General features: G+C 45.7%; 14 protein-coding genes and 1 pseudogene. 8 read left to right on the top strand and 7 right to left on the bottom strand.

Annotated features, from left to right (window positions below):
- Positions 1-447: 447 nt before the first annotated feature.
- Complete coding sequence (locus tag BWI96_RS07120; protein WP_106635986.1) at positions 448-2,874, top strand: TonB-dependent receptor domain-containing protein; 2,427 nt, start codon at positions 448-450, stop codon at positions 2,872-2,874.
- Positions 2,875-2,923: 49 nt separating this feature from the next.
- On the opposite strand, the gene BWI96_RS07115 is transcribed toward BWI96_RS07120, so the two are convergent.
- On the bottom strand, positions 2,924-3,889 hold the full coding sequence (locus tag BWI96_RS07115) for an AraC family transcriptional regulator (RefSeq protein WP_106635985.1): 966 nt from the start codon (positions 3,887-3,889) through the stop codon (positions 2,924-2,926).
- 94 nt (positions 3,890-3,983) lie between these two features.
- On the opposite strand from BWI96_RS07115, the gene BWI96_RS07110 reads away from it, so the two are divergent.
- From BWI96_RS07110 to BWI96_RS07080, 7 genes and pseudogenes are all read left to right on the top strand, one after another.
- Complete coding sequence (locus BWI96_RS07110) at positions 3,984-5,096, top strand: NAD(P)/FAD-dependent oxidoreductase (protein WP_106635984.1); 1,113 nt, start codon at positions 3,984-3,986, stop codon at positions 5,094-5,096.
- A gap of 250 nt (positions 5,097-5,346) precedes the next feature.
- Positions 5,347-5,628, top strand: coding sequence for a DUF427 domain-containing protein (locus tag BWI96_RS07105; RefSeq protein WP_106635983.1), 282 nt, complete (start codon positions 5,347-5,349; stop codon positions 5,626-5,628).
- Positions 5,629-5,679: 51 nt separating this feature from the next.
- The gene (locus BWI96_RS07100; RefSeq protein ID WP_106635982.1) at positions 5,680-7,062 is read left to right on the top strand and encodes a mercuric reductase; all 1,383 of its coding nucleotides are present in this window, start codon (positions 5,680-5,682) and stop codon (positions 7,060-7,062) included.
- Entirely contained in the window at positions 7,059-8,009 is a 951-nt protein-coding gene (locus BWI96_RS07095; protein ID WP_106635981.1) for an ABC transporter ATP-binding protein, read from the top strand. The genes BWI96_RS07100 and BWI96_RS07095 overlap by 4 nt, the downstream gene beginning before the upstream one ends.
- Entirely contained in the window at positions 8,009-9,577 is a 1,569-nt protein-coding gene (locus BWI96_RS07090) for a glycine betaine ABC transporter substrate-binding protein (protein WP_106635980.1), read from the top strand. The genes BWI96_RS07095 and BWI96_RS07090 overlap by 1 nt, the downstream gene beginning before the upstream one ends.
- A pseudogene (gene egtB / locus BWI96_RS07085) lies at positions 9,549-10,714 on the top strand (ergothioneine biosynthesis protein EgtB). The gene BWI96_RS07090 and the pseudogene egtB overlap by 29 nt, the downstream one beginning before the upstream one ends.
- Before the next feature lie 123 nt (positions 10,715-10,837).
- Positions 10,838-11,779, top strand: coding sequence for an L-histidine N(alpha)-methyltransferase (locus BWI96_RS07080; RefSeq protein ID WP_106635979.1), 942 nt, complete (start codon positions 10,838-10,840; stop codon positions 11,777-11,779).
- A gap of 57 nt (positions 11,780-11,836) precedes the next feature.
- On the opposite strand, the gene BWI96_RS07075 is transcribed toward BWI96_RS07080, so the two are convergent.
- The 6 genes from BWI96_RS07075 to BWI96_RS07050 form a co-directional block, all read right to left on the bottom strand.
- Entirely contained in the window at positions 11,837-13,066 is a 1,230-nt protein-coding gene (locus BWI96_RS07075; RefSeq protein ID WP_106635978.1) for a multidrug effflux MFS transporter, read from the bottom strand.
- Between the two features lie 161 nt (positions 13,067-13,227).
- Positions 13,228-13,926 carry a hypothetical protein gene (locus BWI96_RS07070; RefSeq protein ID WP_106636160.1) on the bottom strand — a complete coding sequence of 233 codons (699 nt, stop codon included), beginning with the start codon at positions 13,924-13,926 and terminating at the stop codon, positions 13,228-13,230.
- A 106-nt stretch (positions 13,927-14,032) separates the two neighbouring features.
- Positions 14,033-14,620 carry a Crp/Fnr family transcriptional regulator gene (locus tag BWI96_RS07065; protein ID WP_106635977.1) on the bottom strand — a complete coding sequence of 196 codons (588 nt, stop codon included), beginning with the start codon at positions 14,618-14,620 and terminating at the stop codon, positions 14,033-14,035.
- A 244-nt stretch (positions 14,621-14,864) separates the two neighbouring features.
- Positions 14,865-15,773 carry an AraC family transcriptional regulator gene (locus BWI96_RS07060; protein WP_106635976.1) on the bottom strand — a complete coding sequence of 303 codons (909 nt, stop codon included), beginning with the start codon at positions 15,771-15,773 and terminating at the stop codon, positions 14,865-14,867.
- A gap of 14 nt (positions 15,774-15,787) precedes the next feature.
- A complete protein-coding gene (locus tag BWI96_RS07055) occupies positions 15,788-16,132 on the bottom strand; it encodes a hypothetical protein (RefSeq protein ID WP_106635975.1) in 345 nt (114 codons plus the stop codon).
- Between the two features lie 25 nt (positions 16,133-16,157).
- Positions 16,158-16,934, bottom strand: coding sequence for an SDR family oxidoreductase (locus BWI96_RS07050; RefSeq protein WP_106635974.1), 777 nt, complete (start codon positions 16,932-16,934; stop codon positions 16,158-16,160).
- Positions 16,935-17,102 lie beyond the last annotated feature (168 nt).

Genomic DNA, 17,102 nt, shown 5'->3' with positions numbered 1-17,102 from the left:
GGATGCTAGGCTTGAGGGATAACGGCAGGAGGAACCTGCATTAGGGTAGGAACGAGATAGAATTTCGCACCAGTAAGTAGCAGGCTTATTTCTTCACCTGTCCTCTCGAATGAAGTGAGAGAATTTGAGGTCCCTCGCAGTCGCTCGGCTCTAGCCGAGTGACTGCGGAAACAACCCCGGAGGGGTTGAATATGAATAGCCCCGGATGAAATCCGGGGACTCGTACGGTTACAAACGCTTTCCCCAAAAATCCGCGTTGAAAACGCGGACTAACGTAGAGTCATCTTCCCTGAGTAAAAGCCGACAACTTATTTTTTGTATACTTTATCCTCCGCTTGCAACATTTTCATTTTTCCTTACTCTTTGGTAAAAACAACGAGACTCTAAGCCTAATGTCCTTTCAGTCCGCGAGCTTTTGCGGATAGAACCTTCAAACATTTTCCTACGATGAGATTTTTACTTTCCATGGCCATATTGGCTTTATGGGCTGGAAATACTTTGGCCCAATCCACGCATCCCGGCAGCCTGACGGGTTCGCTGGTAGATTCTACGACCCGCCAGAAAATTCCCTTTGCTAACGCCGCTCTTTATCAGGGAACCACTTTAATCACGGGAGCTACCACGGATAGTGAAGGAATTTTCCTGATCCAGTCACTGCCCTTGGGAAAGTATACGCTTACCGTATCCTCCGTCGGTTACCTGAAGCGGAGTCTGGAAGTGGTATTAAGTAGCCATCAACCTAAGCTTGAGCTGGGAACGTTAGCAGTAATTTCGGAAAACCGAACGCTGAGCGAAGTAACTGTTTCGGCTCAAAAGGCTCTGTTTGAAGAAAAAGGAGACCGATTGGTTTATAATGCTGAAAAAGACATTTCTAACGTGGGCGGCTCGGCGGCGGATATGCTTCGAAAAGTGCCGGGTTTAAGTGTAGATTTGGATGGAACGGTTCAGATGCGGGGAAATAGTAACATTCGGGTACTGATCAATGGAAAACCTTCGGCTCTGATGGCCCGGAATCTGGCCGATGCCCTCCGCCAAATGCCTGCGGATAACATTCGCTCGGTTGAAATAATCACCAGTCCGGGAGCGAAATACGATGCAGAAGGGTCGGCGGGAGTCATTAATATCATTACCAAGAAAGCACTGAAGGGCTTTAACGGTTCGGTCATGGCGTCTCAGGGTACGCTAAACCGCAGTATAAACACGAAACTAGCCTTAAAGACGAATAAACTTGGGTTTGCTTTAACGGCCAATGGTAACCAGTTTCGGAATATTCGTGAATCAGAACTAATTCGGACGACGCTGGTGGATGGAAATCCGTCCCGCTATTTAAATCAGAAAAGCAAGGCTGATAACGTCGGAACGGGTGGTTATACTGAAATGAGTCTGGATTATGATCCTGATTCAACCAATCATATTAATTTTTCAATCAATGCCTGGGGTGGTTCGTATCCTAAAAACAGTGTAGTAGTTAATCAATTATCTGATGCGAATCATACCCCCCTACAGACGTTTCGCAATGAAACCCGTTTTCGAAATCCGTACGGGAATAGCCAATTTGATTTAGGATACACAAAAACATTTCGCAAACCCGAACAGGAATTTTCTTTTCTGACGCAATTCAGTCGAATGCCCGATAACTATTTCTACGACACTGATCGCTATAACTTTGAGAATCAGCTTATTTTTCGGCAGAAAAGTATGAATTACAGTAGAAACAAAGAATTCACTTTACAGGCAGATTATACGCATCCCTTCCAATGGCGAACCAGCCGGGATACCACTCGCCTGAAATTAGAATTGGGCTTGAAAGCCATTCGCCGGGATATTGGCAGTGAGTTCAATGTCGAACAATCCGTGGATGGTCAATCTCCGCTGATCCCTGACCCGACGCAATCCAACGACTTTGTTTATCTGCAAAACGTCTATTCGGCGTATGTGGCTTTGCGGGCTGAAACCAAGTCCAAATTTAGCTTCAACTTGGGCACGCGATTGGAACGCACCGTCATTGATGGTGATTTCCAAAGTACGCAAACGCATTTAGCGAATGCGTATAATAATCTGATTCCCAGTCTTACTATTGCAAAGAAGGTAGGTACGCAGACCTTTAAAACCAGTTACACCCAACGTATTCAACGACCCATGCTTTGGTATTTGAATCCCTGGGTAAACGCCAGCGATCCGCAAAATCTGGAAACGGGTAATCCTTACCTGAAGCCTGAACTCAATCATGCTCTGGAAGTGGGGCATAGCATGTCTACCAAAGCCGGATTATCCGTTAATACTGCTTTATACGCCCGAACGACAAATAATGCCATTGAATATTTTCGAACCGTGGATGCTACTGGCGTAGCCATAAGCAAGCCCCAAAACATGGGTCAACGCAAATCGCTGGGATTGAACATCAACGTATCGGGACAGGCAAGGAAAAACTGGACTTTAAACGGTAGCGTTGATTTTCGATACATTGATATCTACAGTCCGGCTCTTCAGCAGGGCAATTCGGGAGGTATAAGCAATTTCAGTGTCAACAGCACCTACAAATTTCCGCATAATATCACTTTTCAGACCAATGCGAACGTAGGCACTGGTTGGATCAATTTACAGGGCCGGGGTACTGGGTATTACTGGTATGGTTTTGCCCTGAAGCGGGAATTCTGGGCGAAAAAAGCCAGCCTTACACTGGGGGTCAATAACCCTTTCAACCGGGGAATGCGACAAACCTATCAGCAGTTCTCCCCCACATTTGAGTCAACTACCCGCTCGTTTTATGTGAACCGTTCGGCTCGTTTAGCTTTCGAGTGGCGGTTTGGCAAGATGACCACCTCTGGAAAACAGGGCCGAAAAATCAGTAATGATGACGGGGGAGGCCGTTAAACAAAGCAGTAATAACCTCAGCTGGGCGAATCTAACCGCCTGGCTGAGGTCATTCCTTAGGCTTGATGCGACTAAACTGTTTCGGCTTTGTCCCGATGTGTTCGTAAAAAACTTTCGAAAAATGACTCAGGTTGGTAAAACCCAGAGCATAACCTACTTCAGAAACAGAGCGTTGCTCGGCTTGTAGTAAGCGGGCGGCCTCTTTCATTCGGAATTCCTGGTAATAACTGAAAATGCTGTTCCCAAAAATCTGTTTGAATAAACGCTTCAGCTTGGTTGGACTCATGTGAGCGGCTAAAGCCAGTTCGTTAATAACGGGCGGCGTATCCAGGTGTGCCAGCATGTGTTCTTTAGCCCGGTAAATGGCTTCCACATCCTGACTATTCAGGGCATATACCTGTTTCTCCTCTCGCTTCTCCAGAGCTATTAACAACTGGCAGATCAATTCTTCCGCCTTGATTCGGGCCCAAAACAGTTCGAAGGTTTCGCTGATGGGTTGATTCACGAGTTCGTCGATAATCTTTTGAATAGGGGGATGAACCAATTCTTCAAAAATCAGAGGTTGCGTATTCGTGAGCAAGCTTCGTAAAATCGGCGATTTTTCCGACGCAGTGAAAAGACCCTTCAGGTAATGAGCATCGACTTCAATGTTAATCACTTCCGTATTGGAGTGAATAGAAATGACACTTTCGGTATGCAGTTGACTCGTCGCAATTAATACGCTAGGAACCCGCTTTTTTAAGGAGTGTAAGCCCGTTTTGACCAGGACATGCTGAAACTTGAAAAGAATCGTTGGCGTAGGAGAAGCTACGTCTGGATTTTCCAGAATCAGATCTTCCTTCAACTCATAATTCAGAATCAATAATCGAAGATGTTCCGTAAAGGCATAGCCTGTGCAGTACCCGGAACCCTGGTCTGCCGGGATTTCAACGCTATGGTTCTTTACCTCCGTGTTTAAACGGAGAGCCAATGAGGCTAATACCTTAGGGATCGTAGGAAATGTTTCTGCAGGCATGAAATGTCTTATACGACTATTTTTTGGTGTAAAGTAGCTATTTTACCCGTAAAGTATCATAGACTTTTGTGTAGTTATTAACGAACGCAAAATCATGATCCTTACCAATAAAAAAATAGCAGTGATTGGAGCGGGCCCCGTAGGCTTGACCATGGCCCGATTACTCCAGCAGCACCATATCGACGTAACTGTTTACGAGCGGGATGCCTACGCGGAGGCAAGAATCTGGGGTGGCACGCTGGATTTACACAAAAATTCCGGTCAGGAAGCCATGAAAGCAGCGGGGTTACTGGAAAGTTATTACGCCCAGGCCCGACCCATGGGAAGAACCATCGTTGATGAAAAAGGGAAAGTGTTGGCTGTTACTGAACCCACGCCCGAAAATCGATTCGATAACCCTGAAATAAATCGAAACGATTTAAGAAAAATGTTGCTCGAAAGTTTAGCGACTGATACCGTCGTTTGGGACAGAAAATGCACGGGGCTGCAAGAGCACCACGGAAAATGGCTATTGTCCTTTGAACATCAAATTCAGGCGGAGGCTGATGTGGTCATAGTCGCCAATGGGGGAATGTCCGGCATTCGAAGGCTGGTAACCGATGCAGAAGTAGAGGAAACCGGAAGTTTTATCATTCAGGGAGAAATCGTTGAGCCGGAAAAGCATTGCCCCGAATTCTACCGACTGTGCAATGATACGATTCTGATGAGTTCGTATCAGGGGAACGTGCTGGTGGTAAATCCCAATAATAAGGGAGCCTTAACGTACGGAATTATAGCTAAAAAACCCGATGACTGGGCGTTTAGTCCCGGCCCGGCCTTTCGGGATGATATCATGCCTTTCCTTTCTTCAAGGTTCCGCCACTGGGGGGAATGTTACCAGCAATTATTCCGGGTTACTCCTTCTTTCTGGGCGTTACCTATCCGAAAATTACCCTTAACCAAACCCTGGAAAACCAATCGTCCTTTACCAATTACGCTTATCGGAGATGCCGCCCATTTAATGCCTCCTTTTGCAGGTAAAGGTGTCAATACGGGTTTGGAGGATGCCTTATTATTAGCCCATAATCTGACGAACGGGAAATTCGAAAGCATTGACGCCGCCATTCAGAACTACGAAGAGCGAATGATGATCTATGCTTCGGCGGCCCAACAGGAATCCATCGAGAACGAGCGAATGATGATTGCTGATACTTTCTCTTTTAGCTGAACCTCTATTCGTCAGAATCTTATGTTTCGAGTAATCATCGAGCCTAGCCGCTGCCAGCGTTTTTGTTGGCAGCATTAGGTTAAGCGGGCAAGTAATCATTGCTCGCTTCTTTGGGTAGCTAATGGTAGCTAACGAGTAGAGTTATGAATAGGCTAGTCATAAGGCTTGAATCAGGAACGTTAATGCCTGGATTAACGTGAGTATAGGTATAATTTTTTTAACAAATGGTTATGCATACTTACGAACAACTATGAAAGCCATTTGGAATGATCAGGTGATTGCAGAAAGCGATCAAACCATTGTGATCGAAGGTAACCATTACTTCCCTCCTGAGTCCATTCATCGGCAATGGCTCATTGATTCCCCAACGCATACCGTGTGCCCCTGGAAAGGAGTAGCCTCTTATTTTACCTTGCTGGTGGATGGTCAGGAAAATAAAGATGCCGCCTGGGTATATCCAGACCCTAAACCCGCGGCGGCTGAAATCAAAGCCTATGTAGCTTTCTGGAAAGGCGTTCGGATTGAAGCCTGATCCCTTCCTTCATTTATTCATCATACCTCTTCGGTTTTCTTAGTGTTTTACATGAAAAAGTACGATATCATTATTATTGGTGCCGGCCAGGCGGGTGTTCCCCTAGCCATGAAATATGCGAAAGCTGGACAAAAGACGGCCCTGGTTGAAAAAGAATTAGTGGGAGGCTCTTGCGTTAATTATGGATGTACGCCTACCAAAACCATGATTGCCTCTGCTCAACTGGCGTACAAGGTGGCTCACGGTGCCGAGATGGGGATTGATATTTCTGGCTATCAGGTCAATATGACTAAGATTCGGGATCGGAAAGAGGAAGTGGTAACGATGAAACGTTCGGCTTCGGAAGAAAAGCTCGAAGAACTGGAAAATCTGGATCTGATCTACGGTAACGCAAAATTTACGGGTGATAAGACCTTAGTCGTAACGGGAAAATTGGGAAAGGAAGAAGCATTAACGGCGGACCTGATCTTCATTAATACGGGAACGCGGCCTTCCATTCCTGATGTCGAAGGACTTTCAGAGGTTGACTATTTAACCAATAAATCCATTCTGGAATTAACCGAAGTTCCTGACCATTTACTCATCATTGGCGGAGGTTACATTGGTATGGAATTTGGCCAGATGTTTCGTCGGTTTGGAAGTGAAGTTACCATCGTAGAATCTTCCGAACGATTGCTATCCAAGGAAGATGAGGACGTGGTTGATGCATTGGAAAGCATATTGACCGATGAAGGAATTACGATTCTAAAAGGCTATAAACTAGAAGCAATATCGAAAAAAGATGCTTCCATTGAAGCCAGTCTGGCGTCTGATTCGGGTGAAAAAAAGGTATCTGCTTCTCATGTTTTGATTGCCGTAGGTCGCGAGCCCAACAGCCTTGATTTAGGGCTGGAAAGTACAGGTATTAAGGTTGATGAAAAAGGATACATCCAAGTGAATGAGACCCTGGAAACATCAGTATCCGGCATTTACGCTCTGGGGGAAGCCAACGGCGGTCCCGCCTTTACCCACATCGCGTATGACGATTACCGAATCGTGTCCGAAAACTTACTCAACCAAGGAAACCGCTCTACCAGTGATCGTCCTTTTCCTTACTGCATGTTTACCGATCCGCAATTAGGTCGGGTAGGGTTAACCGAACAGGAGGCCCGCAAAAAAGGATTGGCTATTCAGATTGCTAAAATGGAGGCCAAAAGTGTAGCCCGTTCGCAGGAAGTGGGCGAGACCCGTGGCCTGTGGAAAGTGGTGCTGGAAAAGGAAACGGGTAAAATCCTCGGAGCAGCCATTCTGAGTTCGGAAGGCGGGGAAATTATGTCGCTTTTGGAGATAGCCATGATGGGTAATCTGACGTATGAGCAATTGCAAAATGGCGTTTTTGCTCATCCTACCTACGCCGAATCGCTAAATAATCTTTTTACAAAACTTGAAGAATGATCGTTGCTGAGCGGCTAACCAAGGCGTTCGATGGATTGAAAGCCGTTGATAACGTGTCTTTTGAGGTGAAAGAGGGCCAGACGATGATTTTGTTGGGCACCAGCGGTTGTGGGAAAACCACCACGCTGAAAATGCTGAACCGTTTGATCGAATCGGATTCGGGACGGGTATGGATTCAGGGGAAAGATATTTTCTCAACAAAACCCGAAGAACTACGCCGAAACATGGGGTACGTTTCCCAAAATAATGGGCTGTTTCCTCACCTGACAGTAGCCGAAAACATTGCCGTAGTTCCCGGCTTATTGAAGTGGGAAAAGTCGAAAACCCGGCAACGGACCGAAAGCCTTCTGGACCAGTTGAATCTGCCTTATCGGAGTTACGCTCATAAATATCCTGATGAATTAAGTGGAGGTCAAAAACAACGCGTGGCCCTGGCCCGAGCGTTGGTGTCCGACCCACCCCTGTTATTAATGGACGAACCTTTCGGAGCATTAGATCCTCTGACCCGCTCGGCTATCCACCAGGAATTCAGAGAATTACCTGAACTACAACGCAAAACCGTAGTCATGGTAACTCACGACATGGCAGAGGCTTTTGAACTGGGCGACCAGATCGCTTTGATGCATCAGGGAACGATCCGGCAGTTAGGAACGCCGGAAGAACTAATGTTCAGACCCGCAAGCAACTTCGTCAAAGATTTCTTTCAGCACCAACGGTATCAGCTTGAGTTAAAAGCCTTGAAACTAAAGGAGATATGGCCTTTTCTTTCGGATAGTCAGGAGTTAATTACGCCAACCCTTCAGAGTGAACAAAGTCTTTGGGAGGCGATGGAATGGTTGGCAGAAAAGAAGCCCGCAGTGGTGAAAAATGAGTTAACGAATTCCTTAAAAACCCTCAGTTTGCCGATTCTTCAAACCGCGTATCAGCAGTACAAAGACCAGTTTTAATGGAGCAGACTTTAGGGCAATTCATGCAGCAGCAGGCTCCCAAGCTTTGGCAACAAACGTTGACTCATACCGGGTTAACCTGTATGTCGCTGCTATTGTCCGTACTGGTAGCCCTGCCGTTGGGCATATTCATCGCCCGGAAACCCAAAGCCGCTGGAGTGGTATTGGGTATCGCGGGTATATTACAAACCATTCCCAGCATTGCTCTGCTGGGTTTTCTAATTCCATTGCTGGGCATTGGGGCTATCCCTGCCATTACTGCCCTGTTTTTGTATGCTTTATTACCCGTCATTCGGAACACATTTACGGGCATTACCGGAGTAGATCCTGCCATTACCGAGTCTGCTTGGGGTTTGGGGATGAATTCCTGGCAGGTGTTAACTCAGGTAGAAATACCTCTGGCCCTGCCCGTAATTCTGGCGGGTATCCGTACGGCGGCGGTGATCAACGTCGGCGTAGCTATGCGGCGTTACATTGCTGCGGGTGGGCTGGGCGAATTCATTTTTGGCGGAATTTCCCTTAATAATACCCACATGATTCTGGCGGGAGCCATTCCAGCGGCCTTGCTGGCTCTGGCTTTCGATGTGGTATTGTCCTTCGTTCAGAAACTGTCGAGTCATCGCCTTCGCAAAGCGGCATGGATTATCCCTGCGATCTTGCTATTAAGTAGTTCGGCTTACGTTATTCCCAGCTCCCAGCAAAAGATGTTGGCTGGGTTTACTCCCGAATTTATGGGCCGCGAGGATGGGTATCTGGGACTTACTTCTGTGTATAAACTCGACATTCCGACGGTAGTCATCAGCGATGCGGTCATGTATAAAGCGGCCTTCGAGCAAAAAATTGATGTCATCAGTGGCTACAGCACCGATGGCCGCCTGAAGGCTTATGATCTGGTAACCTTAACCGACGACAAAGGTATTTTTCCGCCGTATTATGCGGCTCCGGTGGTGCGGGTGGAGGTGTTAAAAACCTATCCAGAGGTGGAGCCGACGCTTAACCTGCTGGCCGGGAAAATCAATGACTCCGTCATGACCGAGCTCAATTATCGGGTGGATTATCGTAAACAGTTACCCGAACAGGTAGCCCGCGAATTTCTACAAAGCCAAGGGTTGTTGAAAAATCAGGAAACTTCTAGAGAAGGAAAAATCCGGCTGGGCTCTAAAATTTTTGGCGAGCAGTACATTCTGGTACATATGTATAAACTGTTGCTGGAAGGATATACGCCGTTATCGGTTGAATTGAAAACGGGTTTGGGCGGTACGAAAATCTGCTTTGATGCCCTCACTCACGGAGAAATTGACCTCTATCCCGAGTACACAGGAACGGGTTTATTAACCATTTTAAAAGCCTCGACCGCTCAACAGAAGCAGCTCGGACCCAACCGCGACCGGGTCTATGCTTTTGTTCAGAAAGAGTTTCAGAAAAAGTACCAGTTACAGTGGCTTAGTCCCATTGGATTTAATAATGCGTACGCACTCATGATGCGGCGTTCGCAGGCTCAGGCCTTTGGCATACACACCATATCAGACTTATCAACCTATGTTTCCAACCACCATCTCCAGCCTTAAGGAAGCCTATCTGGAAGTAAGGGATTACTCCAGAATGATTTGCGAACCGCTTGAAATTGAGGATTATGTTCCGCAACCCGTGGCTTTTGTGAGCCCGCCCAAATGGCACCTGGCTCATTCTACCTGGTTTTTTGAAACCTTCATTCTGAAAAATTACAAGCCTGATTATCAGGTTTTCCACGATGACTTTAACTACCTCTTCAACAGCTATTATAACAATGTAGGAGATCGGGTGCTGAGAACGGATCGCGGTAACATGACCCGCCCTTCCGTTGAAAAAGTCTACGCCTATCGCCAGTATGTCGATCAGCACATGGAAGATTTGCTGGATACGCTGGAAGACCCCGAAGCATTGAAATTGATTGAGTTGGGGCTACACCACGAACAGCAACATCAGGAACTGCTGGTTACGGATATTAAATACATTTTGGGCCATAACCCTACTTTCCCGGTGTATTCCCACGAACAATCGTTATCGGACGCCAGAAATCAGCAAAGCGGCTGGCTAAGTGTAGAGGAAGGCGTATATAGCGTAGGGTATGCCGGTGATGGCTTTTGTTTCGATAATGAATTAGGGCGGCATAAGGTCTATATACAACCTTTCGAAATCAGTAAATCTCTGGTTACAAATGCCGAATATCTGGAATTTATGCAGGCAGGAGGCTATACAGACTTTAATCTGTGGCTGGACGAGGGATGGTCATGGGTTAAAGAAAATGAAATAAAAGCCCCTATGTATTGGCATAGAATTAACGGGGAATGGCATACGTATACATTAGCGGGCCTGGAGAAGTTAGATCCTGATGCCGTATTGAGTCACGTTAGTTATTACGAGGCTGCTGCTTTTGCTCAGTGGAAAGGCCTGCGTCTGCCTACCGAGTTTGAGTGGGAAGTAGCCGCCGACCAGCTTGACTGGGGGCAACGCTGGGAGTGGACGAATAGTGCGTATTTACCCTATCCGGGTTTCACGAAAGCGGCAGGAGCTGTGGGCGAGTATAATGGAAAATTCATGGTGAATCAATGGTGCTCCGCGGGGCTTCCGTTGCTACTTCTCCCAAACACAGTCGCAAAACCTATCGTAACTTTTTCCACGCACCCGAACGCTGGCAGTTCACCGGCATTCGTCTGGTGAAATGAGTTGTTAGTGGTTGGTAGATAACATAGAATTAATAACTAACTAACAACCAACCACTGGCAACCAGAGAAACCAACCGCCAGAAAACAAAAAACATCAACCCAAACACGAACAACCTCACACGAATGGTTACTACGGCATTTCATCAGGCAATTGAGGAGGGTCTAACCGCTTCCAGTAAATACATTTCTTCCCAGTTTTTTTATGATGACCAGGGAAGCCGGATTTTTCAGGACATTATGCGAATGCCTGAGTATTATCCCACCAGTTGTGAGTTTGAAATCCTTTCATTTCAGGCTTTACAAATCATTAATAAACTGGATTTTTCCGAGCCTTTCAATATCGTGGAATTAGGGGCGGGAGATGGTATCAAAACGCTTCAACTGCTTCGTAAACTCACGGAATTGGGGGCCTATTTTCATTATGTCCCGATTGATATTTCGGCAGAGGCCATTCAGGCTCTGGAAGAAAACATGGCCCGTGAATTACCTTCTTTATCCATTAAATCACTGGTAGGGGACTATTTCACGCAGATGGAAGTATTGGCTCAATCGGACATTCCATGTCTGTTTTTATTTCTGGGGGGCAACATTGGTAACTACGAAGCCCCGCAAGTGGATGATCTGTTAAGCCAGTTTTACGAGCAAATGAAACCCGGAGATAAATTACTGACGGGTTTTGATTTACAGAAAAACCCAATTACCATTCGCCGGGCTTACGATGATTCACAGGGAATTACGAAGGCTTTTAACATCAACTTATTACACCGCATCAACCGCGAAATGGGTGGTATGTTTTTACCGGATCAATTTGATTTTTATTGCGATTACAATCCTAAAAATGGTGAGGTAAGAAGTTATCTGGTAAGCTTAAAAAGCCAGGACGTGTACATCGAAGATCTGGAACGCAGCTTCCATTTTGATCAGAATGAACTCATCTGGACGGAGTTATCTCGTAAATATACGTTTGCTGAAATAGAGCAGTTAGCCAGAAAAAATGGATTTAGAGTAGTGAATCATTTTCTGGATTGTAAACATTACTTTACCGATAGTTTGTGGGTGAAGTAAGGCTTTTTAGAAAAAAGGAGTGGTATTTATGTTTGGATACCACTCCTTTTTTATTGATTAATGGAAAAGAGCAGCCTCAGAATCCTGCTGCACGTCTATCTGTCGGGTAATCGTTCTTCTTCCGACCAACAATACCAGCAAAGCAATGCTGGCCGATCCTGCCACCCCTATGACCATCGGCAAAGCAGAAGGTTCTTCAAACTGACTCATCAATACCGATATCAGTGTACCCATACCCATTTGTAACGCTCCCATCAGAGCCGACGCACTTCCTGCATTCTTGGTAAAGGGAGCCAGCGATAAAGCCGCTGCGTTAGGGTTCGTAAAACCAATGCAACTCAGAAATAAGAACAGGAAGACCAGGGTAATGGGCAGCGTCAGCCAGCCGCTAATGGCTACAAACAGGAAAGTAAAGGCAATGATCACCTGACTAGTCAGAGCTACAATTACAATTTTTTCGCTTTTGTAGGTACGAAGTAATAAGGTGTTTACCTGACTTGAGCCAATAAAACCTACAGAAAGAAAGGCGAATATCCAACCATAGACTTTTTCATCGGTATGGAAAACCTCCATAAACAAAATGGGTGAGCCGGAGACGTAGGCAAAAAGTCCCGAAAAAGCGATGGCTCCGGTGAAAGCATAGGTATAAAATTGAGGCTCCCGTAAGACCTTCCAGAAGTTGAGCAAGATAGGTTTTGGCTTTAGCGAAATCGAAGAATCGGGTTTGTAACTGTCTGGTAGCCACAAGAAAACGGCTAGTAAGATAGCTATTCCCATGCCCGTAAGAATAATAAATACCATTTCCCAGCCGTAAGCCGAGGTGACATAGCCACCCACAGTGGGGGCAATCATGGGGGAAGCCCCAACGACCAGCAGAAGGAGAGAAAATACCTTGGCATTATCCTGCACGGGAAATAAGTCACGTACCATGGCAACCGATGCCACCGCCGCCGCACAACTGCCAATAGCCTGAATAACCCGCATGAAGATGAGAGCATTGATATCATCGGCAAACGCACAACCGGCGGAAGCCAGGATGTAAATGACCAGTCCAATAAACAATGGTTTTTTTCGGCCAAAGCGGTCGAGTAAAGGACCATAGAGTAATTGTCCCACGGATATACCAATGAAAAAGCCGGATAGGGAAAGCGAGACTTTGGCAGCGGTTGTGTTCAGGGCTTTGGCAATGGCCGGAAAACCCGGAAGGTACATATCAATGGAAAAAGGACCTAACGCAGTAAGACTGCCCAAAATCAGAATTAAAAAGAAATACGTTTTTTTAGACATTAGGAAAGAATGAGTAAAGGCCCCAGCTAATGAAGAAGGATTTAGTTTGATAATTACTATACACTAAAACGGAAGTAATAATTTCAAATACCCCAAAATTAGAGCTGAACTCAACCAAACCTGTTCTTTAGTAACGACTCTGGGGAATCGGTTACAGGCAGTTAGGAAGTAACGTTGCCCATTAACTTCTGCTTTAAAATTTCAGCCCGCTCCCGGCCCGCCTCGTAATGAGGATCAAGTTTGATGGCCAGTTCCAGGTATTCCAGCGATTGCGGTCGGTGCTTTTTCGACTGATGCTGATTGGCCCAGTAAGTAAAACTCATCGTTTTGGCGTCTGCATAGATAGAATTCTGCTGGTATTTTTCAATGATCGACTGGAAATCATGCCGGGCTACTTTGCGTTTGCTAAAGAAAAACCACGGCAGATTCTCCGCCACACTTCCCCGCAGAAATTCAGGAGTACTGGATACCGTAGCGTAGGTACGAACCGCTTCATCAAATAAAGCAAATGCTTTGCCGAGCAGACTTAACTTCTTCGTCTCGGCTCCTACCAGCGAAAGAGCGGAGGCACGATAGGCCAAAATAACCGGGAGCAATTCAGGCGTCGCATCAGAACTTTCCGCCAATGCCGTAAGTAGATCGAAGCTTTTCTGAGCGTAGCCCCGGTAACTGGTTTTGGACAAAAACGACAGATTGAGGGCTACTTCGTGATAAACCACCCCGAGCCTGACTTTAGGAAGTTCATTTGGATGGCGGGGGGCTTCCTGCTCAACCGCCATTAGTTTGTCCTTCAGGTAAGTGTGGTCAATGATTTCGATGACGTCCTGTAACTGTTGTTCGTAACTTCTAACCTTTTCCAAAGTAAGAAGCTGAGGGTTTAAATGGGTAGCTGCCATGAGGAGTGTCTTTGTGTGTTAAGATTGCACAAAGGTCAGCCCCTCATTAGGCTCCAGACGTTGACTTAAGTTAGCTTCGTTCCTGCAAGGCAATTCTTTTCCGAATTCGGCTCAAACTTTCGGGGCTAATTCCCAAAAAGTTTGCAATGTATTTCTGTTGTACTTTCTGAAACAGATCGGGGTGTTTTTTTAGGAGATTCTTATACCGCTCTTCGGGCTTCTCGGACGACAGCGACATAGCAATTTCGGTGGCTCGTTGGGCAACCATTTCAGCCATTAACCTCCCAAAGGTTTCGTATTTGGGACATTGCTGGTATAACTGAAGCAGGTTTTCTTTTTTAATCAGCAACAGGTCTGTTTCCTGCAACGCCTGTAACGAAAAAATACTGGGCACGCGGTGGGTAAGGCTAGTAAAGTCGGTCAAAAAACTATGCTGAAACGAAAAGTCGCAGGTTTTCTCGACGCCCTCTTTGGTATGAAAATGGCGAACAATCCCCTCGTTAACGAAAGCAATGAACTGGCAGACGTGGCCTTCCTGCAAGAGAAATTCATGGCGTTGCAGGTGCAGAGGCACAAAATACGTGTCTAGTAAGGCAAGTTCTTCAGAGGTTAACGAGACAAATTGCTGGCAGTAGTGTTTGAGGAGTTGAGTAGTCATGAATGAACCTGAGGTACCGTACCGATTTTGGTTGCCAATATTAACAACTCTTGGTCAGGTTTCAATTATGATCTATTCACTTGAGTGAGGGGGAAACTTGCAGATGCTTTCTAACAATTCATAATCGTCAAACGGTAAACCCCACTCCTAGGGCTCGTCTGCGACGCTCAGGGTTGCAAACGCAGATTAAAGAAGAAAAAAGAAATACGTTATGGCTGCCAGTGAAAAAGGTACATCTAGTTGCTCAATTAAACGATTGCCTGAATTCCAGAGGACTCTGTTTTGTCTTAGTTTTGAAGAGTTTACTGAAGGACTGTGAATGCTCAAAACCTAAGTCATAAGCAATTTCGCTAACCGTCAGATCGGTGGTGGATAGTTTTTCCTTCGCTTTGTCAATGAGTTTATTGTGCAAGTGTTGCTGCGTAGTCTGGCCCGTTAGTTGCTTTAATAAACTATTCAAATATTTGGGAGACATCTGAAGCTTGTCTGCGATATACTGAACGGTGGGTAATCCTTTCGTGAGTAAAGCGTCGTTATCAAAACAATGGGTTAATACTTCTTCCAGTCTATCCAGCGTTTTATGACTACTAATTTTTCGGGTAATAAACTGACGCTCATAAAATCGTTGGGCATAAGTGAAGAGCAATTCCAGTTGGGCTATAATAACCTCTTGACTGAATTTATCGATATTTGAATGATACTCACTTCGAATATGATCTACAATACCGTTAATGATGGATTCTTCCTTATCTGACAGAAACAAAGCTTCACGGGCCGCGTAAGCGAAATATTCGTATTGCCTGATTTTTTTGGCTAAAGGCGTATTCCACAGAAAATCGGGGTGAATAAACAACATCCATCCTTCCAGATTCACCGGGATACTTTCGTCCTGCCCCCGCAGAATCTGTCCGGGAGACATAAACGCCATCAACCCTTCGTCGAAGTCGTATTTCTGTTGACCGTAGAGGAGTTTGTCACAGCCTCTTTTAAGCGACACGACGTAAAAATCAAGCAGAACCGCCCGGATATCCGAATGATTTTTAAATCCAGATACATCAATAATCCCAATCAGGGGATGATGAGGCTTGGGCAGGCCTAACAGGTGGTGGATTTCAGATATGGATTTAATTCGATAGGGTTTTTCAAGAGCCATAATGAGGTTTCATTTTAAGGTTCGAGGGGATGTTTTAGCCAAATGAGAACCAACGGCAGGGCAAGAAAGGGGATTTCCATCAAAGCAAAGCGACTTTGCCCGGCATTTAAAGCAAAAGCCATGAGTAAAACAATACTAATAGCATTCAAACTATTACCAAGGAAAAAGGTTGGCGGGAAAAACAGCATCAACCCTACCACGATCGAAAATACGCCTAAATATGGAAGAATGGTTTTGTGAATACCCAATTGTGTCATCATCTCGGTTTGCTCAGGACTGGTAGCCTGGAAAGAATCCCATCCGTGTTTAATACTTAAAAACGCGGAAACAAGCAGGAGTAATAGGCTAATTATTTTCATACAAGAATAGTGAAAGATTGAGAAACTAATTTCCGTACATGGTTGATGCCCCCATCCTGGCCTGCTGAGAAATGATGAATCGGGGAGCCAATCGGCTAAGAATTCGGATTACTTTAGACAGACCGGGAAAAACCTCATCTTTATCTTTCCGCATGCCTTCGATGCCCGCGGCCACAATTTTTTCCGGAGCCATCAGTAAGCTGGAATCAAATCCGTCTTCGTTCTTGAATTGATCATTTAGGGGTGTGGACGATCCCGGAGCTACCAATTCAATTACCTTGACCCTGGTGTTTTTTAACTGTACCCGCAGAGCCAGTGTATAGGCACGTAATCCGGATTTGCTGCCGCTATAGATGGGTGAAATCGGTAATGCTAGCAATGCAATACCAGAAGTAACGTTCATGATAGCCGCGTGGGGCTGTTGTTTGAGGTGGGGCAAAAACTGTTGCACCATTCGGATCGGCCCCATCAGATTGATTTCTATTTCACGGGTAATATCCAGTAGGGTCTGAGGCTGGTGAAGACTAAGTTTCCGCATCTCACCAGCGTTGTTGATGAGCATATTTAGGTTCGGAAATTGGCGGATCACCTGCTCATGCAAATCAATGATGTCTTCCACCTTACTCACATCACTTTGAATGATATGGACAGCAGGAAGTTGTTGCTTTACGGCCCGTAACTTTTCTGAATTTCTGCCAGTAATGATAACGGTATTTCCCATAGCCAGGAGCTGGGAAGCGAATTCATAGCCAAATCCACTTGTACCGCCCGTAATAAGGATGGTGTTGTTTTGTAGTACCATGGTCTCTTTGTTTGATTGGGACAAAGTTCGATCTGGTTCAGGCAACGGATGTAGCCAAAAAAGACAATCTTGAAGTGAAAAGAGAGGAAGTTATTGCTGGTAAATCAGGGAGGGTTTGGAAGGCAGGAGGAACCTGTCGTTAGTTTAGGAACTAGATAGAATATCGCA

The organism is Siphonobacter sp. SORGH_AS_0500 (assembly GCF_002838835.1).
Lineage (GTDB): Bacteria > Bacteroidota > Bacteroidia > Cytophagales > Spirosomataceae > Siphonobacter.
Note: the sequence above shows the minus strand (reverse complement) of the source record. Positions and strands in the feature narration are given on the sequence as shown.